Consider the following 26,284-nt stretch of genomic DNA (forward strand, 5'->3'; position numbering starts at 1 on the left):
ATTCCGGCCCCGGCGAACGCCCCGGCCGCGCACCAGGGCGCCCGTACCCGGCGGCCCTGGCCTCCGGCGCGACCGCCCCCCGCACCCGCCTCCGCCCCTTCGAGACCTTTTCGTGACCATGTGGACCAATCCGCCTGGTTCCCGGTACCGAATCACTTCCGCCACACAACCCCCGGAAGTGAAGAGGACGCATTGGGTACAGGGCAGCACACCCTCCGCCGACGCAGGGTCGCGGTCATCGGCTCCGGCGTCGCCGGACTGACGGCGGCGCACGTCCTGCACCGGGACGACGACGTCACCCTGTTCGAGGCCGACGACCGCCTGGGCGGGCACGCCCACACCCACCGGATCGACGGCGGACCGGGCGGCGAGCTGCGGATCGACAGCGGCTTCATCGTGCACAACAGGCGCACCTACCCCCACCTGCTGCGCCTGTTCGACGAACTCGGCGTGCACACCCAGCCCACCGAGATGAGCATGTCGGTCAGCTGCCGGGGCTGCGGCCTGGAGTACGCGGGCGCGCGCGGCGTGCGGGCCATGCTCCCCCACCGTTCTCGGCGCAGCCCCGCCTACCTGCGCATGCTCGCCGAGATCCCCCGCTTCCACCGGGCCGCCCGGCGCCTGCTCGCCGCGACCCCGCCCCCCGGCGCGGCCGAGCCCACCCTCGGCGCCTTCGTGCGCCGCCACCGGTTCACGCCCTACACGGTCGCGCACTTCCTGCTCCCGCTGGTGTCGGCGGTGTGGTCCTGCCCGCCGGGCACCGCCGCCGACTACCCCGCCCGCTACCTGTTCTCCTTCCTGGCCAACCACGGCATGCTCAGCGTGTGGGGCTCGCCCCGCTGGCGTACCGTCACCGGCGGCTCGCACGCCTACGTCGAGCGCGTCGCCAAGAACCTGCACGCCGTGCGCACCGGCACCCCGGTCACCTCCCTGGCCCGCACGGGCCAGGGGGTGCGGCTGCGCGCCGGGGGCGAGGCCCTGGACTTCGACGCCGCCGTCGTGGCCACCCACGCCGACCAGGCCCTGGCCCTGCTCGCCGACCCCACCGACGCCGAACGCGAGGTCCTCGGCGCCTTCGGCTACTCGCGCAACCGCACCCTGCTGCACACCGACGCCTCCGTCCTGCCCGCCGACCGGGAGGTCTGGGCCAGCTGGAACCACCGCCTGGCCTCCTGCGAGCCCGACACCGGACCCGTGCGCGTGAGCTACCACATGAACCGCCTCCAGCGCCTGGACGCCGACGAACAGTACGTGGTCACCCTCAACGGCGCCGACGAGGTCGACCCCGACCGGGTCGTGGCCGCCATGGACTACGCGCACCCCGTCTACACCCCCGCCTCCCTGGCCGCGCAGCGGCGGCTGCCCGAGCTCGACGACCGGGTCGTCGCCTTCGCCGGGGCCCACCACGGGTGGGGCTTCCACGAGGACGGGTGCCGCTCGGGGGCCCGCGCCGCCGCGAGCCTGGGAGTGCACTGGTGACGCCCTCCCCCGCGCCCGCACTGTACGAGGCCACCGTCCGCCACGTGCGCTCCGAACCCGTCCGCAACGCCTTCGCCTACGGCACCTACTACTGGCTGGTCGACCTCGACGACCCGCCGCGCCCGCGCTGGCCGCTGCGCGCCCTGGCCGGGTTCCGCGCGGGAGACCACACCGCGGACGGTGCCCGCGTCCCGGCCCGCGCCGCGCGCCGCGGCCGCGAGCGCGCCGACGGCTGGGCGCGGGAGCTGCGCGCCGACATCGACGCCCTCCTCGCCGCGCACGGCGTGGACCTCGACGGCGGCCGGGTGCTCATGCTCGCCCACGCCCGCGTCCTGGGCCACGTGTTCAACCCCCTGACCGTCTACTGGTGCCACCACCGCGACGGCCGCCTGCGCCGCGTCGTCGCCGAGGTCCACAACACCTACGGCCAGCGCCACCGCTACGTCCTCGACGTGGACGGCCGCGGCCGGGCCGAGGCGGACAAGGCCATGTACGTCTCCCCGTTCAACGCGGTGGACGGCCGCTACCGCCTCAGCCTCCCCGAACCCGGTGAACGCCTCGCGCTCACCGTCGCCCTGCACCGCGACGGGCGCCCGCCCCTCACCGCCTCGGTGCACGGCCTCCGACGCCCCGCCACCACCGCGTCCCTGCTGCGCAGGGCGCTGCGCCACCCCCTCGCGCCGCTGGTCGACGCGCTGCGCATCCGGCGCCAGGGCATCGGCCTCTACCTGCGCGGGCTGCCCGTCCAACCGCGCGGGGACACGCACACACCAGCGACCGAACGGAAGGCCAGGACACGGCCATGACCACGACCAGCCCCCACACCCGCCCGCCCCTGGACGCGCGCCGCTGGCCCGACGTGGCCCGGGTGCCCGGAGGCCGCCTGCGCGCGGCCGTCGCCCGCGCCATCGTCCGCCGCGCCACCGCGCGCTCGGGCGTGCGCGTGCGCACCGGCTCCGCCGCGCCCGGCGCCGACGACGGCGCGCCCACGCTGGAGCTGCGCGACCCCGCCGCCTTCCACCGGCGCCTGGCCGCGGGCGGTCTCATCGGCCTCGGCGAGTCCTACATGGCAGGGGAGTGGGACTCACCCGACGTCGTCGCCCTGCTCACCCGCCTGGCCGCGGACTACGACAACCTCGTGCCGCGCCCCCTCCAACCCCTGCGCCACGTCACCCTGCCCCGCAGACCGGCCTCGGACCGCAACACCCGCGCCGGGGCCAAACGCCACATCAGCCACCACTACGACCTGTCCAACGACCTGTTCGCCCTCTTCCTCGACCGGACGATGACCTACTCCTCCGCGCTGTTCGAGGACGGCGAGGCCCGTGACCGCGACACCCTGCCCCGCGCCCAGGAGCGCAAGATCGACCGCCTCCTGGACGCCGCGGGCGTGGCCGAAGGCGTCGAACTGCTGGAGATCGGCACCGGCTGGGGCGAGCTGGCCGTGCGCGCCGCCCGCCGCGGCGCCCGCGTCACCACCGTCACCCTCTCCGCCGAGCAGCGCGACCTGGCCGTCGAACGCGTCGCCGCCGCCGGGCTCTCCGAGGGGGTCGACGTCCGGCTGTGCGACTACCGCGACGTCACCGGAACCTACGACGCCGTGGTCAGCGTGGAGATGGTCGAGGCCGTCGGCGAACGCTACTGGCCCGCCTACTTCGCCGCCCTGGACCGGCTCGTGCGCCCCGGCGGACGCGTGGGCCTCCAGAGCATCACCATGGAGCACGCCATGATGCGCGCCTCGCGCGGCTCCTACACCTGGATGCACAAGTACGTCTTCCCCGGCGGACTCATCCCCTCGGTCACCGCCGTCGAGGAGCGGTTGCGGGCGGACACCTCCCTGAGGATCACCGACCGGCTGTCCTTCGGCCGCGACTACGCCGACACCCTGCGCGTGTGGCGCGAGGCCTTCACCGACGCCGCCGAACAGGTGGAGGCCCTCGGCTTCGACGCCACCTTCCGCCGCATGTGGTCCTTCTACCTCGCCTACTGCGAGGCCGGTTTCCTGGCCGGAATCATCGACGTCGAGCAGATCACCATGGAGAAGGCCCGTTGAGCACCACCGCGACCCCCGCCCCGCCCCGCGGGGCCGCCCACTTCCTCGCCCCCCTGGCCGCCGGGCTGTTCAACGGCGTGCTCCCCGTCCGGCTGCGCGCCTGGGACGGCAGCGAGGCCGGTCCCGCCGACGCCCCGCTGGCGGTGCTGCGCGACCGCGACGCCCTGCGCCACATCCTGGCCCGCCCCGGAGAGCTCGGCCTGGCCCGCGCCTACGTCACCGGATCGCTGGACGTGGAGGGCGACCTCACCGACGCCCTGAGCAGGGTGTGGGCGAGCGTGCGCGAGAACGGCACCTCGCTGCCCGGCCCCGCCGAGTGGGCCCGCGCGGCCCGCACCCTCCTGGCCCTGGGTGCGGTGGGCACCCCGCCGCCCGCCCCGCAGGCCGAGGCGCGCCTGCGCGGGCGCCCGCACTCCAGCGAGCGCGACGCCGCGGCCGTCTCCCACCACTACGACGCCGGCAACGACCTGTACGAGCTGCTCCTGGACGAGTCCATGGCCTACTCGTGCGCCTACTGGACCAGCGACGACCCCGGCTACACCCTCGCCGACGCCCAGCGCGACAAGCTCGACCTCGTCTGCCGCGAACTGCGCCTGGACGGGGGCGACCGCCTGCTCGACGTGGGGTGCGGCTGGGGATCGCTCACCCTGCACGCCGCCCGCCGCCACGGCGCGCGCGTCACCGCCGTCACCCTCTCCGCCCGCCAGCGCGACCACGTCGCGGCCCGCGTCCGCGAGGAGGGCCTGGCCGACCTGGTCGAGGTGCGCCTCCAGCACTACCGCGACGTCACCGACGACGGCTTCGACGCCGTGGCCACCATCGAGATGGGCGAGCACGTGGGCCGCGACGAGTACGCGCCCTTCGCCCGCCGCCTGCACGACCGGCTGCGCCCCGGCGGGCGCCTGCTCGTCCAGCAGATGTCGCGGCGCGGATCCCAGCCCGGCGGCGGCCCGTTCATCGAGCGCTACATCGCCCCCGACATGCACATGCGCCCCCTGGGCGAGACGGTCGGGCTGCTGGAGGGCGCCGGACTGGAGGTGCGCGGCGTGCGGGCCATGCGCGAGCACTACGTGCGCACCGCCCGCGCCTGGCTGGAGGTGCTGGAGCGCCGCTTCGACGAGCTGGTGGCCCTGGCCGGACCGCAGACCGCCCGCGTGTGGCGGCTCTACCTGGCCGGGGGCGCGCTCGCCTTCGAGGAGGGGCGCATGGGAGTGGACCAGGTCCTGGCCGTGCGCCCGGACCGCGCCGAGAGCCGCTGATGGGCACCTTCGCGCTCGCCGCAACCCTCGGGTCGTCCGCCCTGGCCGTGCTGGTGCTCATGCTCGCGACCTTCGCCCTGGCGCTGCGCCTGGGCAGGCACAGCGTGGTGGACGCTGCCTGGGGGCTCGGGTTCACCGCCGTGGCGGTGGTCGGCGTCCTGACCGCCTCGGGCGACCCCGCCCGCGTCTGGCTGCTGGCCGGGCTCACCACCGTGTGGGGGGTGCGCCTGGCCGTGCACATCGGCCTGCGGAGCCGGGGCAGGGGCGAGGACCCCCGCTACGAGCGCCTGCTGGACCGGGCTCCCGGCAACCGGAACGCCTACGCCCTGCGCGTGGTCTACCTGCTCCAGGGGTTCCTGGTGTGGCTCGTCGCCATGCCGGTCCAGGCGGCGGTGCACACCGGGGCGCCCCTCCTCGGGTCCCCTCAGGTGTGGCTTGCCGCCGCCGGTGCGGCCGTGTGGCTGCTGGGGTTCGTGTTCGAGACGGTGGGAGACGCCCAGCTGGCCCGGTTCAGGCGCGACCCCGCCAACAGCGGGCGGATCATGGACCGCGGCCTGTGGGCGTGGACCCGCCACCCCAACTACTTCGGCGACGCGTGCGTGTGGTGGGGGCTGTTCCTGGTCGCGCTGTCGGGGTCGTGGTGGGTGCTGCTCACCCTGCCCGCGCCCGTGGTGATGACCTACCTGCTGACCCGGGGTTCGGGCCAGCGGCTGCTGGACGAGCACATGGCCGGTCGTCCCGGGTGGGCGGAGTACGCCCGGCGCACGAGCGCGTTCGTGCCGACGCCGCCCGGCCGGGGCTGAGCCCCCGGGAAGCGGACCCCCGTCCCGGGGCCCTCACGGAAGGGGGAGGGCACCGGGACGGGCCGCCGGGGCGCGGCATCCCGGCAGCCCGGCGCCTCGGCACCCCGGACCCCCGGGAGCGCCCGGGGCGGTCAGCCCTGGTGCGGGACCACCACGGCGCGGCCGAAGACCTCCCCGGCCTCCAGCCTCCGGTAGGCCTCCAGGGCGTCGTCCAGGGTGAACCGCTCGACCTCCGGCCGGATCTGCCCCGCCCGGTACATGTCCACCACCTCCCACAGTTCTCCCACCGTCCCCCAGTAGGTGTTGGTGATGTAGGACTCGTAGGCGTTGGTGAAGAACGAGAACTCGTGCGTGCCGCCCGCGATCCCCACCACGGTCAGGCGCCCGCCCTGGGCCATCGACGCCGCCGCGGTCGCGATGGTCGGCGTGATGCCCACGAAGTCGAAGGCCGCGTCCACGCCCCGGCCCCCGGTGATCTCGCGGATCTCCTCGACCTGGCGTTCGCCCGTCCCCACGGTGACCGCGCCGTTGCGCTCGGCCCAGGCGCGCGGCTCGGCCTTGACGTCGGTGGCGATCACCGTCGCGCCGGTCAGCGCCCGCAGGATCTGCACGCCGATCTGCCCCAGCCCGCCCAGACCGATCACCAGGGCGTGCCGACCGCCGCCCTCCAGGTGCGGCAGCGCCTGCTTGATGGCGTGGTACGGGGTCAGGCCCGCGTCCGACAGCGGCGCGGCGTCGACGGGGTCGGCGTCGCCCAGGGGGACCAGGTGGTGGGCGGGCACGGTCACGTACTCGGCCATCCCGCCGTCGCGCCCCAGCCCCACCGCCGCGTAGGGCATGGTCGCGGCGTTCTCACAGTAGGTGTCCTTCCCCTGCGCGCACATGCGGCAGTGCCCGCAGCCGATGGGGCCGTAGACCATGTAGGCCTCGCCGATCCGCACGCGCTCGCTCACACCGGGGCCGAGCGCCTCCACCCAACCGGAGTTCTCGTGCCCCAGGACGAACGGCGGTTTCTGCGCCCCCACCTGCCCCTCCTTGAAATGGCGGTACACGCTGACGTCGGAGTGGCAGGCGCCCGCTCCCGCCACCCGCAGGAGCACCTCGCCCGGACCCGGCTCGGGCTCGGGAACGTCGGTGAGTGACGGGAACCGCTCGTAGTTCTCGAAGACCACGGCTCGCATGGAGTACCTCCAGGCTCTCGCGGAGAGCGGACACCGGCGCGCACGACGACGGCACTCCCGGTGTCCGTATGGCCGCTCGACGCTGTCCGTCCAGTTCACGGCTGTCTGCCCACGCATCTACCCGAAAGCGTCCGGTCTTATTTGTCGGTTACATCCGGATTCTGTCGTGCACTGTACGGCTGGGAGTAGTGCCACCACCACGGAGCCGGGTGGTCGACGCCAGACCCGGTTCGGGGGGACAGCGCCATGGAGGCCGACCCCGTCGCGGACCTAGCGTGAGGAGCACCGTCCCCCACCTGTCGGCACCCGAACTTCCCCTGGAGAGTCATGATCGCGGCGGGCCCACGTCACGCTTCGCCTTCCACACCCCTGCGCTACGAGGAACGCGAGTGGCACGGCCTGCGGCTCCTGGCCCACGACGAGACCGGAGACGGGCGCATCGTCGAGGCGCTGGGGGACGTGGCGGCCGCCGACCACATCGTGGTCCTGGTCCCGGGCAACGACAACTACCTGGGCAACTACTTCGACGCCAACCGCCCCACCCGGCCCCGGGTCAACGGGGGGACGGTCCTGCGCACCATGCAGGCCCTCGCCCCCGGCGAGCGCTCCGCCGTCGTGGTCTGGGTCGGCTACGACACCCCGCGCGGCTTCGCGGAGGCCGCCTTCCGGGGCCCCGCCGAACGCGGAGCCGAGGACCTGGCCCGCCTGACGTCCTTCCTGCCCCGCACCGCCCGCATCACGCTGGTGGGCCACAGCTACGGCACCGTCGTGTGCGGACTGGCCCTGCGGCACGGGCGCGTGGACGACTGCGTGGCCCTGGGCAGCCCCGGCATGGGCGGGAACTCCGTCGCCGACCTGGGCTTCACCGGGAACCTGTGGGCGGCGCTGGGCCCCGCGGACTGGATCCGCTTCTTCCCCCGGGGCCGCTGGCGGGACCTGGGCCACGGGCCCTCGCCGCTGCGCCCCGGGTTCGGCGCCACCGCCTTCGCCACCGGCCCCATCCCCGGCCACTGCTCCTACTACACCGAGGGTAGCGAGTCGGTGCGCAACATCGCCCGTATCGGCCTGGGCCGCCACGCCGAGGTCACCCGGCCGGACGCGCCCGTCCAGCGGACCCGCCCGCGCACGGCGCCCGGGGCCCCGGTCACGGAGGCCGCGTCGTGAGACCCTCCCGCACCCCCGCCGTCGGCGACGGCCCCGTCGACGGTCGCGTCACCGGTCACCGCGTCGCTGACGACCATGCCGACGGTGCCGTCCGCCGCGACCCCGCGCTCCCCGGCGCCGGCCCCCGTGCCGCTGACGCCGGTGCCGTCCGCCGTGCCCCCGGGCGCCCCGCGGACGAGGACCCCGCCGAGGACCGGCGCGCCGTCCGCGGGCCCTCCCCCGAGCAGGGCGCCGTCCGCGGACTCTCCCCCGGCCACCGCGCCGCCGACCCGGTGATCCTGGCCCGGGACGTGCGCAAGTCCTATCCCGGAGCCCGCGGACGCGCCGCCCTGGACGGCTTCGACCTGGAGGTGCCCCCCGGCGCGGTGCACGCGCTGCTGGGGCCCAACGGCGCGGGCAAGACCACCGCCGTACGGGTCATGGCCACCCTGCTGCGCTTCGACTCCGGGCAGGTGCGCGTCGCCGGGTTCGACGTGGCGCGCCAGAGCGCGCGGGTGCGCTCGCGCATCGGCTTCGCCGGTCAGTACGCGGCGCTCGACGAGGTCCTCGACGGGCGGCGCAACCTGGAGATGTTCGCCCGCCTGCACCACCTGGGGGCGCGGGCGGCGCGGGCGCGGGCCGCCGAACTCCTGGAGCGGTTCGGCCTCACCGACGCCGCCCACCGGCCGGTGCGCGAGTACTCCGGCGGCATGCGCCGCCGCCTGGACCTGGCCGCGAGCCTGATCCCCGACCCCGCCGTGCTGTTCCTGGACGAGCCCACCACGGGCCTGGACCCGCGCAGCCGCGCCGAGGTCTGGCGGTCCGTGCGCGACCTGGCCGAGGGCGGCACGACCGTCCTGCTGACCACCCAGTACCTGGAGGAGGCCGACCGCCTGGCCGACCGGATCTCGGTGGTCGACTCCGGGCGGGTCATCGCCGAGGGCACCCCCGAGGAGCTCAAGACCCGGGTCGGGGGCGGCCGGGTGGAGGCCGTGGTCACCGACGCCGACGCGCTCCCGCGGGTCGCGGAGGTCCTGGGCCGCGTGGCCGGGGCGCTGCCCGAGGTGGACGCCGACGCCCTGCGGGTGTCCGTGCCCTTCGACGGCCGGGGCGCGGGACTGGCCAAGGTGGTGCGCGCCCTGGACGAGGCGGGGCTGGACGTGGAGGACATCGCCCTGCGCCGCCCGACACTGGACGACGTGTTCCTGGGCCTGACGGGCCGCCAGGGCACGGAGGAGGAGGCGTCATGATGTCCGTGACCGAGGTGGAACGGCCGGTCCCGGAGGAGCCCGGGGCCCTGGCGCGGATGCGCTGGGCGGTGGCCGACACCTGGGTGGTGGCGCGCCGCTACCTGCTGCACCTGGTGTACAAGCCCGACGAACTCGTCGGCACGCTGATGGTGCCCGTCCTGGCCGTGCTGCTGTTCGGCTTCGTCTTCGGCGAGGCCATGGGCGCGGTCATGGACGCGCCCGGCGAGGAGTACCGCGAGTTCCTGATGCCGGGGCTGTTCGCGCTGACCATGGCCTTCGGGATCGGCAACACCACGATCGCTGTGGTCACCGACGCCGGACGCGGCGTGGTCGACCGGTTCCGCACGCTGCCGATGGCCCCCGCCTCGCTGCTGGCCGGGCGGAGCCTGGCCGACGTGCTCTCCGCGGTGGTGGACCTGGCGGTGCTGGCCGGGATGGGGCTGCTGGTCGGCTGGCGGTGGCACGAGGGCCCGCTCTCCGCGCTGGCGGCACTGGGGCTGCTGTTGCTGCTGCGCCTGGCCTTCACCTGGATCGGCATCTACCTGGGGCTGGTGGTGCGCAGTCCGGAGGCGGCGATGAAGTTCTTCTCGCTGGTCTTCCCGCTGGCCATGGTCGCGGACACCTTCGTGCCCACCGACACCATGCCGGACTGGCTGGTGCCGGTGGCCGAGTGGAACCCGCTGTCGGCGACGGTGATCGCGGCCCGCGAGCTGTTCGGCAACCCTGTGGCGGCCAACGACTCCTGGATCGCGCAGAACGCGCTGCTCATGGCGGTGGTGTGGCCGCTGGTACTGATGATGGTCTTCGTGCCGCTGGCGCTGCGGCGCTACCGGAGGCTGAGCCGCTGAGGCAGCGATGAGGCACTGACACGGCACCGCCCGGAACGCCTCCGGTCCGGGCCGATGAGTTCCCGACGCCTTCCGAGTCCGTACACACGAACGAACCGCACCGTGCGGATCCGACGGACGAGGAAGACGACGATGAACGGCGCGAAGCCGACCCCCGCACGCGCGGGAGGGCGCGAGTGGCTCGGGCTCGGGGTGCTGGCCCTGCCCACCCTGCTGCTCTCCCTGGACATGAGCGTGCTCTACCTGGCGCTGCCCCACCTGGCCGCCGACCTGCGGCCCTCCGGCAGCCAGCTGCTGTGGATCATGGACGTCTACGGATTCATGATCGCCGGGTTCCTCATCACCATGGGCACCCTCGGCGACCGCATCGGCCGCAGGCGCCTGCTGATGATCGGCGCCGCCGCCTTCGGGGTGGCCTCCGTGGCCGCGGCCTTCGCTCCCAGCTCCGCCGCGCTCATCGCCACCCGCGCACTCATGGGCGTGGCCGGGGCCACCCTCATGCCCTCCACCCTCGCCCTGATCAGCAACATGTTCGTCAACCCGCGGCAGCGCGCCGTGGCCATCTCGGTGTGGACGAGCTGCTTCATGGGCGGCACCGCCATCGGCCCGGTCGTGGGCGGGCTCCTCCTGGAGTGGTTCTGGTGGGGTTCGGTGTTCCTGCTCGGCGTCCCCGTCATGCTGCTGCTCCTGGTGTGCGCGCCCCTGCTGCTCCCCGAGCACCGCGCGCCCGACCCCGGGCGGCTGGACCTGGTCAGCGTCGCCCTGTCCCTGGCCGCCATCCTGCCGATCGTCTACGGCCTCAAGGCCGTCGCCGAGGGCGGACCGCTCCTCGGCCCGCTCGTCTGCCTCGCCTTCGGGCTGGCCATGGGCGCGGTGTTCGCCCGCCGCCAGCTGCGCCTGCCCGACCCGCTGCTGGACCTCGGACTGTTCCGCCAGCCCTCCTTCGGCGTCGCGCTGGGCGTGATGATGGCGGGCGCGGTCACCATGGGCGGCACGTTCCTCCTGATCAGCCAGTACCTCCAGATGGTCGCCGGACACTCCTCGCTGGTCGCGGGGATGTGGCAGGTGCCCCCGGCGCTGGCGATGATCGCCGCCACCATGGCCGGAGGGCCGCTGGCCGCCCGCGTGGGCCGGGCCAACGTCATCGGCGGCGGCATGTTCGTGACCGCGTCGGGGTTCGCCCTGCTGTTCCTGGTCCCCGTCGAGGGCGGGACACCGCTCGTGGTCGCCGGGCTGCTGCTGGCCTCGGTGGGGCTGGGCCCCGGCGCGGCGCTGGTCACCGACATCGTGGTGGGCTCGGCGCCCAGGGAGAGGGCCGGGGCCGCCGCGTCCATGTCCGAGACCAGCGGGGAGTTCGGCGTCGCCATGGGCGTGGCCCTGCTGGGCAGCCTGGCCTCGGCGGTCTACCGCGCCGGGATGACCGTGCCCGAGGGCGTGCCCGAGGAGGCGGGCCAGACCCTGCCCGCTGCCGTGGCCGCGGCAGCGGAGCTGCCCGCGGGCCTGGCCGAGAGCCTGCTCGGTCCGGCGCGCGAGGCCTTCACCTCCGGCATCAACCTGGTCGGGGTGATCGGCTGCGCGGCCATGGCCGTGTTCGGGACGGCCGCCGTGGTCCTGCTGCGCTCGGCGCCGTCGGGGACGCCTCAGGAGCGCGAACCGGCGGAGGAACCGGTGGACGCCTCGGGGAAGGGGACCGCGGACACACCCGCGGCCGGGCCCGGGAGCGCCCCGGCGCCCGGCCCGGCGGACGGGCGGCTGACGGGAGGGGAACCGGAGGCGGACCCCGCCGAGAAAACGGTGGCAGGAGAACCGCCGCTGGCCGATGAGTCCGCGGACGCCGACGGGTCGGTACGGGTGAGCGGCACCGAGCGCCGGACCTGAGACGACCCGGACCGGACGCCGCGGACCCGCACACCACACCACCCGGAGGACACCATGGAACGCCCCAACCTCGACGGCATGCTGCTCGCCACCACCGACCCCGACCGCCTGCACGACTGGTACGCCGACGTCCTCTCCCCGCAGGACGACGTCGACATGGACGGCTACCGCGTCCTGCGCCTGGGGACCTTCCACCTGCTCATCGACCGCCGGGACGACGTCGCCCCCAAGGCGGGCGACCCGACGCGCATGATCCTCAACGTCGACGTGGACGACGCCCGCGCCGTCGCCGCCCGCGTGGACGCGCGGGGCACCGGGTGGCTGGCGCCCCTGGAGGACCGCGACGGCAGCCTGTTCGGCACCGCCGTCGACCCCGACGGCAACCACGTCCAGATCATCCAGCTCAGCGACGAGCACCGCGCCGCCATGGCGCGCGAGAGCTAGGGGGAAGACCGTGTTCGACACCACCAGGGCCTTCGGCTCCTTCGCCGTCCCCGACCCCGACCGGGCCCGGGAGTTCTACGGCACCACCCTCGGGCTCTCGGTCGGGCCCGTCGAGGGCATGGAGGAGCACGGCCTGCTCAGCATCGACCTGGGGGAGGGGCGGGCGATCCTCGTCTACCCCAAGCCCGACCACGAGCCCGCGGGCTTCACCGTCCTCAACCTGCCCGTGGACGACATCGACGCCGTCGTGGACGAGCTCTCCCGCCGCGGCGTCGGGATGCTCCGCTACGAGGGCTTCGACCAGGACGGGAAGGGGATCTCGCGGGGCGTCCCGACGGTGGCGTGGTTCGCCGACCCGTTCGGGAACGTGTGTTCCGTCATACAGGAGGCGTAACGTGACGGTCGTGGTGGAACACGCGTCCGACCAGGACTTCATGAGTCTCGCCGACCCCTACCGGCGCGAGCTGTTCGCGCACTGCTACCGCATGCTGGGGTCGGTGCACGACGCCGAGGACCTGGTGCAGGAGACCTACCTGCGCGCCTGGAAGGCCTACGACCGGTTCGAGGGCCGATCCAGCCTGCGCACCTGGCTCCACCGGATCGCCACCACGGCCTGCCTGACCGCCCTGGACAAGCGTCAGCGGCGGCCCCTGCCCACCGGGCTCGGCGGGCCCACCGCCGAGCCCGAGGGCGAACTCGCCGACCGCCCGGAGCTGCCCTGGCTGGAGCCGGTGCCCGACGTCCTGGTCGGCGCGGACGACCCCGGCGCGGTCGTGGCCGCGCGCGAGAGCGTGCGCCTGGCCCTGGTCGCCGCGCTCCAGTACCTGCAACCCAGGCAGCGGGCGGTGCTGATCCTGCGCGACGTGCTGCGCTACAGCGCGGCCGAGGTCGCCGACACCCTCGGTGTCTCAGTCCCCGCGGTCAACAGCCTGCTCCAGCGGGCCCGCGCCCAGCTGGCCCGGGTGACCCCCACCGAGGAGGAGGTCGCCGAGCCCCGGGCGGAGCAGCGCGAGGTCCTGGCCCGGTACGTCAACGCGTTCGAGTCCTACGACATCTCGGCGATCACCGAGCTGTTCACCGCCGACGCGGTGTTCGAGATGCCGCCCTTCGCCACGTGGGTGCGCGGCGCCGAGCACGTCGGCCGCCTCATCGCCGCCCACTGCCCGGCCAGCGGCCCGGGCGACCTGGCGCTGGTGCCGACCGCCGCCAACGGGCAGCACGCCTTCGCGCTGTACATGCGGGGCGGCGACGGCGCCCACCGGGCGTTCGGGATCCAGGTGCTGGAGCTGGCAGCCGGGGGAGGCGCGGTCTCCCACGCGGTGATGTTCTTCGACACCGCGCTCTTCCGGCATTTCGGACTGCCCGCCGTGCTGTCCCCGCGCCGCTGAGGCGGTGGCGCGACACGCGGGCGGCCGTCGGCGGTCGCAGAGAGGACGGATCCGTGTCCGGAGTGCGAAAAGTCGGGGGCCGGGGGTCTGGCGCCGGTGGGTTCGCCGGTCAGGGGATTTTCCTTCCCGCGCACGCGGTAGGACCGGAGGGCCGGGGGTTCGCCGCTGGTATTTCCGCTGGTCAGACGCATGATTCCCACGCGTGAGGGGTGCGCGCTTGGGGCCCGGCCGTACGCACGGGAGTCGGAGCCAACACGTTTTCCAGGCGGATCGTTACCACGTTTTTCGGTGCCATGTGACACATGGTCACTCTGGGGCAGCTGGAAAAATCTGTGCTAGATTCAGTGGAGTTGCAGTCGTGATTCCCGTTGGATGTACATCTTTTTCGGGTTATTGCCGCAGTGACGGGAAAATCGTCAGACCGCGGTTTTCTTCATACTCCCGAACGAGAGGAACTCCCATGGCGACCGGCAAGGTCAAGTGGTTCAACGGTGAAAAGGGCTTCGGCTTCATCGAGCAGGACGGCGGCGGCCCCGACGTCTTCGCCCACTACTCCGCCATCCAGGCCAACGGCTACCGCGAGCTCGCGGAGGGCCAGGCCGTGGACTTCGACGTCACCCAGGGTGCCAAGGGCCTTCAGGCCGACAACATCACCCTGATCTGACTGAGCTGAGACTCCTTCCGGGGCAGGGGCCCGCCCTCGCGGCGGTGGCCCCTCCCCGGTTTTGCTTTTCCCGGACCGCTCTTCTGGCCGTCGTTCTCCGACAGGCGCGGGTCCGGTTCTCCGCCACGACCCCGGGTTCTCCGTGCGGGCCGTGGATCCAAGACTCTTTCCGGCGCACACCCGGTGTCACACGCCGAAGCCCCCCGCGGGCTTCCCGCCAGGCACGCGTCGGCGGCGAAAGGCCCCATATGAACCAACCTCGCACCAACGCGCGTCGCGGCCGTCCCTCCGGCAGCTACGGCCGTCAGCGCCCCCACCAGTCCAGCGGCCGCCCCCAGCGCAGCGGCTTCGGCGGACGCCAGGCGGGACGCTCCTCCGGAGAGTTCGCGCTCCCCGTCTCCACCACCCCCGCGCTCGACCCGGTCCACGCCTTCCAGGACCTGGAGATGCCCGCGCCGCTGAAGTCGACGCTGGCCCGCCAGGGCCTGACCACACCGTCGGCCATCCAGGCGGCGACGCTGCCCAACTCGCTGGCCGGGCGCGACGTCCTGGGCCGCAGCCAGACCGGTTCGGGCAAGACGCTGGCCTTCGGGCTGGCCCTGCTCGCCCGGCTGGAGGGCCGCGTGGCCGACCCCCACCGCCCCCTGGCCGTGGTGCTCGCCCCCACCCGCGAACTCGCCCAGCAGGTGAACGACTCGCTCACCCCCTACGCCCGTTCGCTGCGCGTGCGCACGACGACCGTGGTGGGCGGCATGCCCATCAGCCGTCAGGCCCGCGCCCTGCGTCAGGGCGTGGAGCTGGTTGTGGCCACCCCGGGCCGCCTGCGCGACCTGATGGAGCGCGGCGACTGCGTCCTGGACCAGGTGGACGTCACCGTCCTGGACGAGGCCGACCAGATGACCGACATGGGCTTCATGCCGCAGGTCACCGCGATCCTGATGGAGGTGCCCGCCGGGGGACAGCGCATGCTGTTCTCGGCCACCCTGGACCGCAACGTCGACACCCTGGTCCGCCGGTTCCTGAACGACCCGGTGGTCCACTCGGTCGACCCGTCCGAGGGCGCCGTCTCCACCATGGAGCACCACGTCCTGCACGTGTCGCACATCGACAAGCAGACCACCGCCACCCACATCGCGGCCCGCGACGGACAGGTCATCCTGTTCCTGGACACCAAGCACGCCGTGGACCGGATGGCCAAGCACCTGCTCAACAGCGGCGTCCGCGCGGCACCGCTGCACGGCGGCCGGTCCCAGCCCCAGCGCACCCGCACCCTCAAGCAGTTCAAGGAGGGCACGGTGACCGCGCTGGTCGCCACCAACGTCGCCGCGCGCGGCATCCACGTGGACGGGCTGGACCTGGTGGTCAACATCGACCCGCCCACGGACCACAAGGACTACCTGCACCGGGGCGGGCGCACCGCCCGCGCGGGTGAGACGGGCAGCGTGGTCACGCTCGTGCTGCCCAACGAGCGTCGTGACATGGCCAGGCTGATGCAGCGGGCGCGGATCGACGCGCAGGTCGCCCAGGTGAGCGCCGGCGACCCCGAGCTGGCTCGGGTGACCGGCGCCCGGGAGCCCTCCGGGGTCCCGGTGTCCCTGCCCAGCGGCCCGCGGGAGGAGCCGCGCCGCCAGGGCGGCCGCGGATCGGCCTCGCGCGGCGGGTCGGCCCCGCGCGGCGGTTCGGCCTCGCGCGGCGGGTCGGCCTCGCGCCGCCGCGGCCCCCGCCGCCCGGCCTAGCCCGTATTCCTCGGAAGCGCCCCGGGCACCGGTTCCCGGTGTCCGGTCCCCGTGTGCCCGGTCGTGGAGATCCACGGCCGGGCACACGGCTCTCTGGCCGTACCGGACGGGCGCGCCGCCCGGTTCACAGCGATCCGGCGAGCCGGAATCCCAGGCCGTCGACGCGCAGGGTCGGGTGGCTCCTGCGGCGGCACGGCGTCCAGCGGCCCCCTCGGGGGGCACCCTCCGCCGCGGGACGCGCGGTGCGGTCCGGGGACCGCGGAGCCTGCACTAGCGTTCCGGGTGGAGCAGCGGTCGTCAGACCATGAGCGCGGAGGGGGCCGTCATGGCGTGGAGCACCCGTCAACTGGCCGAGTTGGCCGGAACGACCCTGCGCACGGTGCGGCACTACCACGACGTCGGCCTGCTGGCCGAGCCCGAGCGCGGCGCCAACGGCTACAAGCGCTACAAGGTCGAGCACCTGGTGCGGGTCATGCGCGTCAAACGCCTCTCGGACCTGGGGTTCTCCCTGGTGCAGATCGCCCAGATGGGCGAGGCCGACGCCTACCCCGAACAGGAGCTGCGGGCCCTGGACGGCGAACTCGCCCAGGCCATCGAGCGCCTGGAGGGGATGCGCGCGGAGCTGGCCCTGGCCCTGCGCGCGCCCGGGCCGACCGAACTGCCGCCCGACGTGGCCCAGGCCGCCGCCGAGACCGCGATGACCGAGGCCGACCGTTCCCTGACCGCGGTCATAACGCGCCTGTTCACACCGCAGACCCAGCGGGCCTTCGCCGAGCTGGTGCGGGCCCACGGTTCCTGCCCCGCCGACGAGGAGTTCAACGACCTGCCCGCCGACGCCGACGAGCGGACACGCCGCGAGCTCACCGAACGGCTGTCGCGCACCTCCCGCGCCCTGCTGTCCGACCGCCCGGAGCTGCGCATCACCCAGGCCCCGACGGCCATCGACCGGCACAAGGCCGCCCAGGCCTTCGCCACAGCGCTGAACGAGTTGTACAACCCCGCCCAGCTCGACGTCCTCAACCGCCTCTCCCGCGCGGCGGTGGCGGATCTGGAGACCGACCAGCAGGCCGACCAGCGGCCCTGAACGGCCGGGTGGCCCGCCGGGGCCCGCGGTCACCGGTCCCGCCCGGCCGGGAGGCGCGGTGAGGCGCTGGGCCGAGGCCGCTCCCGTGCGGCCGCGACCCAGCGGGGCTCAGTCCCGGCGTTCGTCGAGGTGGCGGGCGAGGAAGCGCTCGGCCGCGCGGTGGAGGTCGAGCTGGTTCTCCGGGTTGACGAACCCGTGTCCCTCGTCCTCCTTGAGCAGGTACTCCACGTCCACGCCGCGCTCGCGCAGAGCGGCGACGATGTTGTCGGACTCGGCCTTGACGACGCGGGCGTCGTTGGCCCCCTGCGCCACGAACAAGGGCGCGGTGATCCGGTCCACCCGGCTGATCGGCGAGCGGGCCAGCATGTCGGCCTCCTGTTCGGGGATGTCCGGGTCGCCGACGTAGCGGTACCAGTTGTTGGCCAGCGCGGGCCGCACGAAGACGGGTTGGTTGCGCATGAAGTTGGCCAGGTCGGAGATGCCGACGTAGTCGACGGCGGCGGCGAAGCGGTCGGGGGTGAACGCCGCACCCACGAGCGCGGCGTAGCCGCCGTAGGAACCTCCGAAGATCGCGACCCGGTCCGGGTCGGCGTAGCCCCGCTCCACCGCCCAGTCCACGGCGTCGATGAGGTCGTCGTGCATCTTTCCGGCGAACTCGCCGATCGCGGCCTTCATGTGGGCCTTGCCGAACCCGTTGGAGCCGCGGAAGTTGACCTGGAGCACCGCGTAGCCCCGGTTGGCCAGCAGCTGCACGGTCGGATCGAAGCCCCAGGCGTCCCGCGCCCACGGGCCGCCGTGCACCAGCAGCACCATCGGCAGGTTCCTCGGCTCGACGCCCACCGGCAGGGTCAGGTAGGAGGGCAGCTCCAGCCCGTCGCGCGCGGTGATGGTGACCGGCCGCATCGGGGCCATGGCGTCGGGGTCCAGGTGCGGGTGGGGGCGGAACAGCAGCCGGGACTCCCCGGTGGAGTGGTCGTAGAACCAGGTCGCGCCCGGGGCGCGGTCGTGGGTGAAGCCCACGACCCATCGCTGCCCGCTGTCGTCACAGGAGACCGCGGCCAGGTCGCCCTCGGACAGCTTCTCCAGGTTGGCCAGCACCTCGGCGAAGTCCGGGTCCAGGGCGTGGACGACCTGGCGCTCACCCAGGTAGCGCACCCCCAGCAGCTCGCCCCGCCGGTCCCGGATCAGCGGTGAGGGAAAGGTGGGGAAGACCTGCGCGCGCGTATCGATGTCGAAGGTCGCGTGGCTGTCGACCTCGGTCTCCTCACCCGTGGACAGGTCCACGCGCACCAGGCGGGTGCGGTCGGTGCCCCGGCTGGAGCCGATCCACATCCCGGTGCCGTCCGGTGTGACCTGCGCAGGGAAGACGCCCAGCGGGTAGTCGGCGCCCTCGTACACCAGGACGGTGCTCGTGGTGTCCGTCGCGGAGTCGTGGCGGGAGATCTCGAAGTCGTTGTCGGCGTTGAGCGCGGTGGCGATCAGTTCGCCCTCGCGGCCCTGTGTCCAGACCTTTGCGGCGCCGGGGCTCTCGGCCAGCACGGTGAGCTCGCCGGTGGCCACGTCGAGTTCGTGCAGGTCGAACGCGGCGGCGTCGCGGGCGTTGAGCGAGACGGCCAGCTTCCCCGGCCGACCCCGGGACGGTTCGAAGCTGACGACCCGGGCGCCGGGGAAGGGAGTCAGGTCCACCGCGGTGGGCTCGGCGGCGTCCAGGTCGACCCGGAACAGGTGCCAGTTCTCGTCGCCGCCGCTGTCCTGGAGGTAGAGCAGCCAGCGCGGATCGTCGGTCCACTGGTAGCTCTGCACGCTGCGGGCCTCGTCCGCGGTCACGCAGCGCGGTTCGCCGTCGAGGTCTCCGGAGGGGTGGAGGCCCTGGACCCAGACGTTGAGCCGGTCCCTCCACGGCGCCAGGTAGGCGATGCGGGTGCCGTCCGGCGAGATCGTCGCACCGGCGCGCTCCGGTGGGCTGAAGAAGTCCTCGACCGGGATCAGGTCGGGCAGTGCCATGTCGTTCCTCTCGTTCGTGCTCGGTGAGACAGGCGAGCTGCGAACCAGGAGAAACCATGCCGACACGGCACACTCAAGGATCCGCGCGTGTGACGGGAGACACCTTTCCGGGTCGGGGGGAGGACGCCCGGTGTTCGTCGGGGGACAAAGTCAGTGCCAGCCGACAGCCAGGGTGATGGCGGCGGTGACGAGCCCCTGCGCGGGGCGTGACCGTTCACCGCGTGCCCGGCCGTGGGACTTCTGGTCGGGCACGCGGATCCCGGCCTGCACCGACCGGGCACGCCGCCCGGTTCACAGCGAGCGGGCGAGCCGGAACCCCAGGTCGTCTACGCGCAGGGTCGGGTGGCTCTTGCGGCGGCACGACGCCCGGCAGCCCCGGGGGTGGTCGTTCCACCCCCCGCCGCGGAACACGCGGTACGGGCCGTAGACCGCCGGGTCGTAGACGTCCCAGCACCACTCCCACACGTTGCCGATCGTGTCGTACAGCCCCCAGGCGTTGGGCGCCCGCGTCGCGACGTCACGCGCCCCGTCGCCGGAGTTGGCCCGGTGCCAACCGATGTCGTCGAGTTCTCCGTAGCGCACGCCGGAGCTCCCCGCCCGGCACGCGTACTCCCACTCCGCCTCGGACGGCAGGCGGTAGCCCCCGGCGTCCCAGTCGCAGGCCACGTCCAGCGCGTCGGGGTCGTCGCCACCGGAGTAGCAGGGTTGGAGCCCCTCCGCCCGCGAGAGCAGGTTGCAGAACCGGACGGCGTCCAGCCAGGAGACCTCGGTCACCGGTGTCCTCGGACCGGCGGCGTCCTCGGTGTCCGCCTCGTGCGCGACACCCGGCCCGCCCACGGCACCGGCCGCACCTGCGACACCCGCTGTGCCCACGGCACCAGCCGCACCAGCCGCACCTGCGACACCCGCGGACGCTCCATCGACCTCACGCGTCCCGCCAACCCCAGCGCTCCCGAGCACCCCTCCTACGACAGCGGCGTACAGATCGCGGGTCACGGGACAGGGCGCCAGCCGGAAGGCGCCGACCCCGACCCTCCAGTCCGTCCTCGTTCCCTCGTCCCGCAAGGCGATCTCTCCGGCGGGGATCTCGATCATGCGCTCCGCGAACGCGCGGTGGGGGGCGGCCCCAGGATTCGTCACGGGGTCCTTCCTACACCACCGGTACGCGTCGGCGGCCAGCAGGTGCGCAAGGGGCCGGCGGGTACGCAAGGGGCGACGGACAGGCCCGACCGACCCTTCCCCGGTCAGGCCCTCCGGGCCGGCGCTCGTTCCCGCTCCGACACCGAACCGGTCCGCGACCGCGCCCCGGTCCTTCGCCGGGACCCGTCCTCCGGACCGCTTCCGGCCCTGCCGCTCCTGTCCCGGCCCCGGGCCCAGCTCCAACCCGGGGCCCGAACCCTCCTACGCCGCCACCCTGCGCGGGCTCCACCGCGGCGCGAGGTCGAACTCCGCCCAGATCACGCGGCCCCGGCCCCCGCCCGGCGCACCGACCCGACGGGTTCCCCAGCGCGCGGAGAAGTGGCCGATGAGCAGCAGCCCCTGACCCAGCGCGAGCTCCCGCCAGTCCTGGCCGGTCTTCGCCGGGTCCGGCACGCACGCCAGGGCGCCCGGGACCCACCGGTCCGCCACCGACAGCCGCAGGACGCGGCGGCCGCCGGGGTCGTGGCGCAGGACGAGCGTGCGCACCACCTCCGCCCCGCTTCCGCAGGGCTGGGCCCGGTCCATGGTGTTGGCCAGCATCTCGCTGGCGCACAGCACCACGGCCGCGACCAGTTCCTCGTCGGTGCCCGAGATCCGCGACAGGTCGGCGCGCAGGTCGGCCCGGGCTCTGCGGATGGCGGCCAGGCTCGCGGGGTAGCTGCGGCGCTTCCAGCGCCTGTCCAGGTCGATCGGTCGACGCGGACGTGGCAGGACGGTCATCTGTCTTCTCCTCGGTTCGTGCGACGGCCGCACGGGCGGTTCCCACCGGAACGGCCTCCGCGGTTCGTCGGGTCCTCGTGTTCTCTCGTGTCCGCGTGCCTTCGTGTCCTCGTGGGGCGAAGACCCCGGAGACCGTGGTCCCGGCCGCCCGGCGCTCCGCCCGCCCCGTCACCTCGTGGCGGCGAAGATCGTGGCCTCGTCGTCCAGCCACACCAGCTGGTGTTCGGCCGACACCGTCAGCCCGAACCGGGTGTGCGCGGGACGCCCCGCCTCCACCCACAGCAGGTGGGCCGCCTCCAACTCGTCGAACAGCCTCCGGGGGCCGTGCTGGCGCACCTCGTAGCCCCGGTCCCGGTGCCCGGGGTCGATGTGCCAGGAGGCCCACGACCAGGTCGAGGAGTCCAGCAGGTACACCGTGAACCGCGGGTCCTCGGGTCCGCCCCCGAGCCGGACGATCCGGTGCACGTCGGGCATCTGCAACCCCACCGCGAAGGCCCCGTCGGAGTCGCCGACCACCTCTCCCGGGTGCAGCCGGGAGCACGTCGTGGTGTGCTCGTCGTCGTCCGGACGGACGTAGGTCTCCAGCAGGTGGCGCGGGGTCCGGTCCGCGCGCGCCCACATGCGGTCGGTGTGCCCGGTGAACCTCCCGTGCGCGGTCCCGTGCGGGCCGACCACGAGGTCGGCCGTCACCCCGTGGTGGAAGGCGGTGCCCCACGGTGTCAGGACGCGTCCGCCGGGCTGGCACTGCGCCACCCAGGCGTAGGGGACCCGCTGCACCGTCACCGCGCTGACCACCCGGTCGTAGGGCGCGCGTCCCGCCCAGCCGCGCATGCCGTCGCCGCTGACCACCAGCGGCGTGAGCCCCGCGCTCATCAGCCGCACCCGCGCCTGTTCGGCCAGTTCGAAGTCGATCTCCACGGAGGTGACGGCGTCGTCGCCCAGGAACCGCGCGAGCAGGGCGGCGGTGTACCCGCTGCCGGTGCCCACCTCCAGCACCCGCATCCCCGGCACGACCTGCAACCGCTGCAGGGTCTCGGCCACCGAGGACGGCGCCGGGGACGAGGACGTGGGCTCTCCGGGGCCGTAGCGGGCTCCGTCGTCGACCTGGGTGACGACGGGGACGTCGGCGTAGGCGGCCTCCAGCCACCGCAGTTCGCCGCGGTAGCGGTCGACGGGCACGCCCGTGTCGGGGTCGGCGATCTCGTCGGGCAGGAACAGGTGCCGCGGAACCGCAGCGAAGGCACCGCGCCACTCCGCGGCCAGGCCGCCCTCCTCGACGAGGCGTTCGACCATCCTCTCGTGCGGGGGGATCATCTGCCGCACCTCACGCATCTCCCGCACCGCCTGACGCACCCGGGGCGCCCGGTCCGGCCGGGTTTTCCACGTCGCCGGACGCGCGCATCACTCGTGTGAACAGCACCGACACCGGCTCCGGACTCGTGGCCCGCGCCGCCGCCGTGCCCTGCCTGTGGGGTGGAGGTCACCGCTCTTCTCCTCGGGGGGTGTCCCCGGCATGGACGAACCAGGGTCTTGCGTCCATTACGGGGACGGGGGTTTCCGGGTAAGGATTACTACGGAAGATGTAACGCCGTTCGTCCGCGTGGGCGGAATTCCGTGCCGATATACACCGGCGGTATAGATGACGAAATCCCTGGTCGGTCCACGTCTTTCCCCGTCACGGGCTTTCTGGGCCCGTGCCGACGTCCTGCGCTCGCTGGCCGAGCACGACGCCGGGGCCCTGTTCGGGCTCGTCCGCCAGCACACCGGCGCCAGCCAGCAGACGATCGGCTCCGCCGTCGACATGGCCCAGCCACACGTGAGTGCGATCATGGCGGGAAGACGCCTGGTCACCGCGCTGAGCACGTGGCAGCGCATCGCCGACGGCTTGGCCATGCCGTCCGAGGCCCGCCGGACCCTGGGCCTGGCGGATTCGGCCGACGAGTATTCGAAGGGCGTTTCCTGGACAGAATCCTCGGTGCACGAAGGCGATTTATGGTCCGCGTCCAGAACGGCGCAGGACATCGTCGACATCACGCTGAAGGACCTGATGAAACGCAGAGACGCATTCGCGGTCGGCGGCGCGCTCCTGATGGGCGCCGCGCTGACGGAGACGCTGGAACACTGGCTGCTGCCCGGCCCGGCCGCCCCCGGCCTGGTCCGCGGCACCATCGGAGAGGCCGAGCTGGGGCGGATCGAGGCCGCCACCGTGGCACTGCGGCACTGGAACGACAGGTGGCGCCTGGGCGTGCGCCGCAAGGCCGTCGTCGGGCAGCTCTCGGAGGTGTCCGAACTCGTGGAGACCCCCCAGCCCGCCTCCGTGCAGGGGCGGCTGTTCGCGGTGATGGCCGAGCTGTCCAAGACCGTGGCCTCGATGTCCTTCGACGCCGGGGACCACCCCACCGCGCAGAGGTACTACACCCTCTCCCTGCGCGCGCTCCACCAGGCCGGGCCCGAGCACCGCCCCTACGGTGTCGGGGTCCTGGCCGACATGGCCCGGCAGATGCTCGACCTGCACCGGCCCGAGGACGCCCTGGACATCTCCCGCCTCGCGCTCGACAGCGCGGACTCCACCGGCGCGCCCGCGCTCGTCCGGGCGATGCTGCGCACGCGCGAGGGCTGGTCCTACGCCCGGATGGGACGGTCGGAGGCCTACCGCCGCACCGTCATCCAGGCCGAGGACCTCCTCGCGGGCGCGAACGGGGAGGACGTGCCCGACTGGGTGGGCGGCTTCGACCACGCCGAACTGGCCGGGGTGGTCGGCGCGCGCTACCGCGACCTCGCCGTGCTCCAGGAGGACCCGGGCGCCCGGCGCAGGCACGCCGAGTCCTCCGCCGCCTACATCACCAAGGCGCTCCAGCTGCGCGCCCCCTCGGGCAAGCGCGGCCGCGCCTTCGACCTCATCGGGCTGGGCCGCACCTACCTGCTGCTCGACGAGCCCGCCGAGGCCGCGCGGGTGGTCCGCCAGGCCGCGGCCCTCGAACCCGCCCTGGGTTCGGGCAGGGTCCGCAGGCGCCTGCGCGACTGGTACACCGAGTCCGCCACGCACCACCGCAACCCGCACGTGGCCGAGGTCCGCGACGAGTTATCACATACGCTGCTGCACCATCAGCGAAATGTGAAAGGGATGACGTGACTCGAATCGGAATCACTGGTCATTCGAATCTTTCCGGTGACAGCGTGACGTTGGTGCGCAAAGCTCTGGTGGCGGCACTCGGCCCCCACGCCGACGGCGGGCTCGTCGGCGTCTCCTGCCTGGCGCGCGGCGCAGACCAGCTCTTCGCCGAGGCCGTGCTGGAGGTCGGGGGCAGACTGGAGGTCGTGCTGCCCTCGGCCGACTACCGCGAGGCCAAGGTCAAGCCCGCCAACCTGGACCGTTTCGACGACCTGCTCGTGAGCTCCTCGCTGGTGCGCTACATGCCGCACCGGCGGGCGGACCGCGCCGCCTACGAGGACGCCAACGAGGCCGTCCTGGACTGGGTGGAGCTGCTGTTCGCGGTCTGGGACGGCCAGCCCGCCGACGGCAGGGGCGGGACCGGGGACGCGGTCGAGGCGGCGCGGGGGAGGGGCGTGCCGGTGGAGGTCATCTGGCCGGAGGGAGCCCGACGGGACTGAACACGGGGCCCGGCGCCCTGCCCCGCGCGGGGCGGGGAACCGGGCCGGAGCGGACGGGTCGGGCCCCGGCCCGGTTCCGCGCGGCCGGAACCCTGACCGGTGTCGGAAGGGAGCGTGGCCGGGACCGCGGGCGGTCCCGGCCACTTCCGGCCCTGGCCACTTCCGGTCAGCGCTGCTTCGGTGCGCCGTCCAGTGCGCCGTGCAGGGCTTCGGCGAAGGCGCGGGGATGGGTCCCGAAGCCCACGTGGTCACCCGGGAAGGCGACCGGTTCCGTGCCCAGGCGCCGGACCAGCGCGAGCCCGATGTCGTGGATGGGCTGCCCGGCGGAGGCGTCGCCCAGGCCCACCGTCACCGGAACACTCCCTTCCCGCAGCGCCTCCACGTCGGGCTGGTACAGCGACAGCGGCATCAGCCCGTGGGCCAGGAAGTACGCGAAGTTGCCGCTGACCCGCTCGAAGGTCTCGGGGTCCTCGTGCATGGGCCCCTCCGCCGCCGCGCCCTCGGGTTCGCGCCCGCCGTCCTCCTGCGTTCCCCCGGCCTCCTCGCCCAGGCCGTTCATCGCCATGAACTTGCCGATCGCCGCCTCCACGCCCTCGCGCTGGTAGGTGTCGTAGACGTCCTGGTCGCGGGCGAGCACCTCGGAGGGGTCGTCGAGCAGCATGAGGCAGGGCGGCTCGTGCGCGAGCAGCGCGCGCACCGACCCGGGGTGGCGCACGGCCAGGTCGAGCCCGATCTGGGCGCCCCCGCTGTTGCCGAACACGTAGGCCGGGCCTGCGTCCAGCTCGGCGATCAGCCTGGCGGCGTCGTCGCTGTGCACCTCCACCCGCTGGTCCTCGGGCTCTCCGTCCAGCGTGCTGCGCGAGTTGCCGCGGGGGTCGTAGGCCACGGTCGTGTAGCGGTCGGACAGGCGCTCGGCCAGGGCGGTGTAGACGCCCGCGTCCTGCGGGCCGCCGGGGATCATCAGCAGCACGGGGCCCGAACCGCGGACCTCGTAGTGGATCCTGGCGCCCGGAACCTTCAGCGTGTGCGCTCCCGGTGAGTGGTGCGGGTGGTGCGACATGTCTGTGTCTCCCTGCCTTTTCCGTGTCCGGTGGTCAGCTGTCGCTGAGCACGATGCGGTTGCCCTCGCTGTCGCGGAACTCTGCGGCCGTGACCCCCGGCTGCCACATCGCCTCCTGCGGTTCGGTGACGATCTCCACGCCCTCGGCCCGCAGGGCCTCGACCGTGCCCTCGACGTCCGCCGTCACCAGGACCATGACCGGCTCGGCGGACGGGTCCTCGTCCGCGCGGCGCTGGAAGTGCAGGTGGGTCCGCGAGCCGGGGAGGCCGAGCTCGATCCACCGCCACCCGTCGTCGGACATGGGCGCGTCGGCGGCCACGGTGCAGCCGAGGCGGTCGGTGTAGAAGGCCTTGGCCCGCTCCTGGTCGAAGACGGGGAGTTCGGCGAACTTGACGTACATGTGGCTTCTCGTTTCCTCTGACGTGCTACCGCGTTCGGTCCGATTTCACACTGGACCGTCCAGTACTGCATGTGGTGT

Annotated in this window: 24 protein-coding genes; 17 read left to right on the top strand and 7 right to left on the bottom strand. The window is 73.6% G+C overall.

The annotated features are described in order from the left end of the window. Positions 1–192 precede the first annotated feature (192 nt). The 5 genes from HGB44_RS24545 to HGB44_RS24565 are packed head-to-tail and all read left to right on the top strand — an operon-like array spanning position 193 to position 5,594. The gene (locus tag HGB44_RS24545; RefSeq protein ID WP_061080093.1) at positions 193–1,479 is read left to right on the top strand and encodes an NAD(P)/FAD-dependent oxidoreductase; all 1,287 of its coding nucleotides are present in this window, start codon (positions 193–195) and stop codon (positions 1,477–1,479) included. Beyond that, positions 1,476–2,285 (top strand): DUF1365 domain-containing protein, encoded by an 810-nt coding sequence (locus tag HGB44_RS24550; protein ID WP_231972382.1) that lies wholly within the window; start codon positions 1,476–1,478, stop codon positions 2,283–2,285. Before HGB44_RS24545 ends, HGB44_RS24550 begins: the two co-directional genes overlap by 4 nt. After that, complete coding sequence (locus HGB44_RS24555; protein WP_061080091.1) at positions 2,282–3,532, top strand: SAM-dependent methyltransferase; 1,251 nt, start codon at positions 2,282–2,284, stop codon at positions 3,530–3,532. Before HGB44_RS24550 ends, HGB44_RS24555 begins: the two co-directional genes overlap by 4 nt. Beyond that, the gene (locus HGB44_RS24560; protein WP_061080090.1) at positions 3,529–4,791 is read left to right on the top strand and encodes an SAM-dependent methyltransferase; all 1,263 of its coding nucleotides are present in this window, start codon (positions 3,529–3,531) and stop codon (positions 4,789–4,791) included. The genes HGB44_RS24555 and HGB44_RS24560 overlap by 4 nt, the downstream gene beginning before the upstream one ends. Continuing rightward, complete coding sequence (locus HGB44_RS24565) at positions 4,791–5,594, top strand: DUF1295 domain-containing protein (RefSeq protein ID WP_061080089.1); 804 nt, start codon at positions 4,791–4,793, stop codon at positions 5,592–5,594. Before HGB44_RS24560 ends, HGB44_RS24565 begins: the two co-directional genes overlap by 1 nt. A 131-nt stretch (positions 5,595–5,725) precedes the next feature. Here HGB44_RS24565 and HGB44_RS24570 read toward each other — a convergent pair whose 3' ends face one another. Then, complete coding sequence (locus HGB44_RS24570; RefSeq protein WP_061080088.1) at positions 5,726–6,775, bottom strand: NAD(P)-dependent alcohol dehydrogenase; 1,050 nt, start codon at positions 6,773–6,775, stop codon at positions 5,726–5,728. A 327-nt stretch (positions 6,776–7,102) separates the two neighbouring features. Between HGB44_RS24570 and HGB44_RS24575 the strand changes: the two genes are divergently transcribed. The 10 genes from HGB44_RS24575 (at position 7,103) to HGB44_RS24620 (ending at position 17,210) form a co-directional block, all read left to right on the top strand. Further along, positions 7,103–7,939, top strand: coding sequence for an alpha/beta hydrolase (locus HGB44_RS24575; RefSeq protein ID WP_061080087.1), 837 nt, complete (start codon positions 7,103–7,105; stop codon positions 7,937–7,939). Positions 7,940–8,211: 272 nt separating this feature from the next. Beyond that, on the top strand, positions 8,212–9,168 hold the full coding sequence (locus HGB44_RS24580; RefSeq protein ID WP_061080122.1) for an ATP-binding cassette domain-containing protein: 957 nt from the start codon (positions 8,212–8,214) through the stop codon (positions 9,166–9,168). After that, positions 9,165–10,016 (top strand): ABC transporter permease, encoded by an 852-nt coding sequence (locus HGB44_RS24585; protein WP_061080086.1) that lies wholly within the window; start codon positions 9,165–9,167, stop codon positions 10,014–10,016. Before HGB44_RS24580 ends, HGB44_RS24585 begins: the two co-directional genes overlap by 4 nt. A gap of 132 nt (positions 10,017–10,148) precedes the next feature. Then, on the top strand, positions 10,149–11,894 hold the full coding sequence (locus tag HGB44_RS24590; RefSeq protein ID WP_061080085.1) for an MFS transporter: 1,746 nt from the start codon (positions 10,149–10,151) through the stop codon (positions 11,892–11,894). A 54-nt stretch (positions 11,895–11,948) separates the two neighbouring features. Continuing rightward, complete coding sequence (locus HGB44_RS24595; RefSeq protein ID WP_061080084.1) at positions 11,949–12,338, top strand: VOC family protein; 390 nt, start codon at positions 11,949–11,951, stop codon at positions 12,336–12,338. A gap of 10 nt (positions 12,339–12,348) precedes the next feature. After that, positions 12,349–12,732, top strand: coding sequence for a VOC family protein (locus HGB44_RS24600; protein ID WP_061080083.1), 384 nt, complete (start codon positions 12,349–12,351; stop codon positions 12,730–12,732). Between the two features lies 1 nt (position 12,733). Beyond that, a complete protein-coding gene (locus tag HGB44_RS24605; protein WP_061080082.1) occupies positions 12,734–13,726 on the top strand; it encodes a sigma-70 family RNA polymerase sigma factor in 993 nt (330 codons plus the stop codon). 460 nt (positions 13,727–14,186) lie between these two features. Next, a complete protein-coding gene (locus HGB44_RS24610) occupies positions 14,187–14,390 on the top strand; it encodes a cold-shock protein (protein ID WP_061080081.1) in 204 nt (67 codons plus the stop codon). Between the two features lie 248 nt (positions 14,391–14,638). Then, positions 14,639–16,126: a DEAD/DEAH box helicase gene (locus tag HGB44_RS24615; protein WP_061080080.1), complete on the top strand. Its 1,488-nt coding sequence runs from the start codon at positions 14,639–14,641 to the stop codon at positions 16,124–16,126. Positions 16,127–16,451: 325 nt separating this feature from the next. Beyond that, on the top strand, positions 16,452–17,210 hold the full coding sequence (locus HGB44_RS24620; protein ID WP_013152311.1) for a MerR family transcriptional regulator: 759 nt from the start codon (positions 16,452–16,454) through the stop codon (positions 17,208–17,210). A 108-nt stretch (positions 17,211–17,318) separates the two neighbouring features. On the opposite strand, the gene HGB44_RS24625 is transcribed toward HGB44_RS24620, so the two are convergent. From HGB44_RS24625 to HGB44_RS24640, 4 genes are all read right to left on the bottom strand, one after another. Further along, positions 17,319–19,214, bottom strand: coding sequence for a S9 family peptidase (locus HGB44_RS24625; RefSeq protein WP_061080079.1), 1,896 nt, complete (start codon positions 19,212–19,214; stop codon positions 17,319–17,321). A gap of 291 nt (positions 19,215–19,505) precedes the next feature. Beyond that, positions 19,506–20,309 (bottom strand): formylglycine-generating enzyme family protein, encoded by an 804-nt coding sequence (locus HGB44_RS24630; protein ID WP_061080078.1) that lies wholly within the window; start codon positions 20,307–20,309, stop codon positions 19,506–19,508. A 306-nt stretch (positions 20,310–20,615) separates the two neighbouring features. Continuing rightward, on the bottom strand, positions 20,616–21,134 hold the full coding sequence (locus tag HGB44_RS24635) for an ATP-binding protein (protein ID WP_061080077.1): 519 nt from the start codon (positions 21,132–21,134) through the stop codon (positions 20,616–20,618). Between the two features lie 168 nt (positions 21,135–21,302). Then, positions 21,303–22,448, bottom strand: coding sequence for a methyltransferase domain-containing protein (locus HGB44_RS24640; protein ID WP_061080121.1), 1,146 nt, complete (start codon positions 22,446–22,448; stop codon positions 21,303–21,305). Positions 22,449–22,773: 325 nt separating this feature from the next. Here HGB44_RS24640 and HGB44_RS24645 point away from each other — a divergent pair, with 325 nt between their 5' ends. Together HGB44_RS24645 and HGB44_RS24650 are read left to right on the top strand one after the other, a co-directional pair. Next, positions 22,774–24,267: a helix-turn-helix domain-containing protein gene (locus HGB44_RS24645; RefSeq protein WP_061080076.1), complete on the top strand. Its 1,494-nt coding sequence runs from the start codon at positions 22,774–22,776 to the stop codon at positions 24,265–24,267. After that, positions 24,264–24,746: a hypothetical protein gene (locus HGB44_RS24650; protein WP_061080075.1), complete on the top strand. Its 483-nt coding sequence runs from the start codon at positions 24,264–24,266 to the stop codon at positions 24,744–24,746. The genes HGB44_RS24645 and HGB44_RS24650 overlap by 4 nt, the downstream gene beginning before the upstream one ends. Positions 24,747–24,912: 166 nt before the next feature. Here the strand turns inward: HGB44_RS24650 and HGB44_RS24655 are convergent, their stop codons facing one another. After that, positions 24,913–25,806 (bottom strand): alpha/beta fold hydrolase, encoded by an 894-nt coding sequence (locus HGB44_RS24655; protein ID WP_061080074.1) that lies wholly within the window; start codon positions 25,804–25,806, stop codon positions 24,913–24,915. Positions 25,807–25,840: 34 nt separating this feature from the next. Continuing rightward, the gene (locus HGB44_RS24660) at positions 25,841–26,206 is read right to left on the bottom strand and encodes a VOC family protein (protein ID WP_061080073.1); all 366 of its coding nucleotides are present in this window, start codon (positions 26,204–26,206) and stop codon (positions 25,841–25,843) included. Between the last annotated feature and the right edge of the window lie 78 nt (positions 26,207–26,284).

The organism is Nocardiopsis alborubida, assembly GCF_012396365.1.
Taxonomy (GTDB): Bacteria; Actinomycetota; Actinomycetes; order Streptosporangiales; family Streptosporangiaceae; genus Nocardiopsis; species Nocardiopsis alborubida.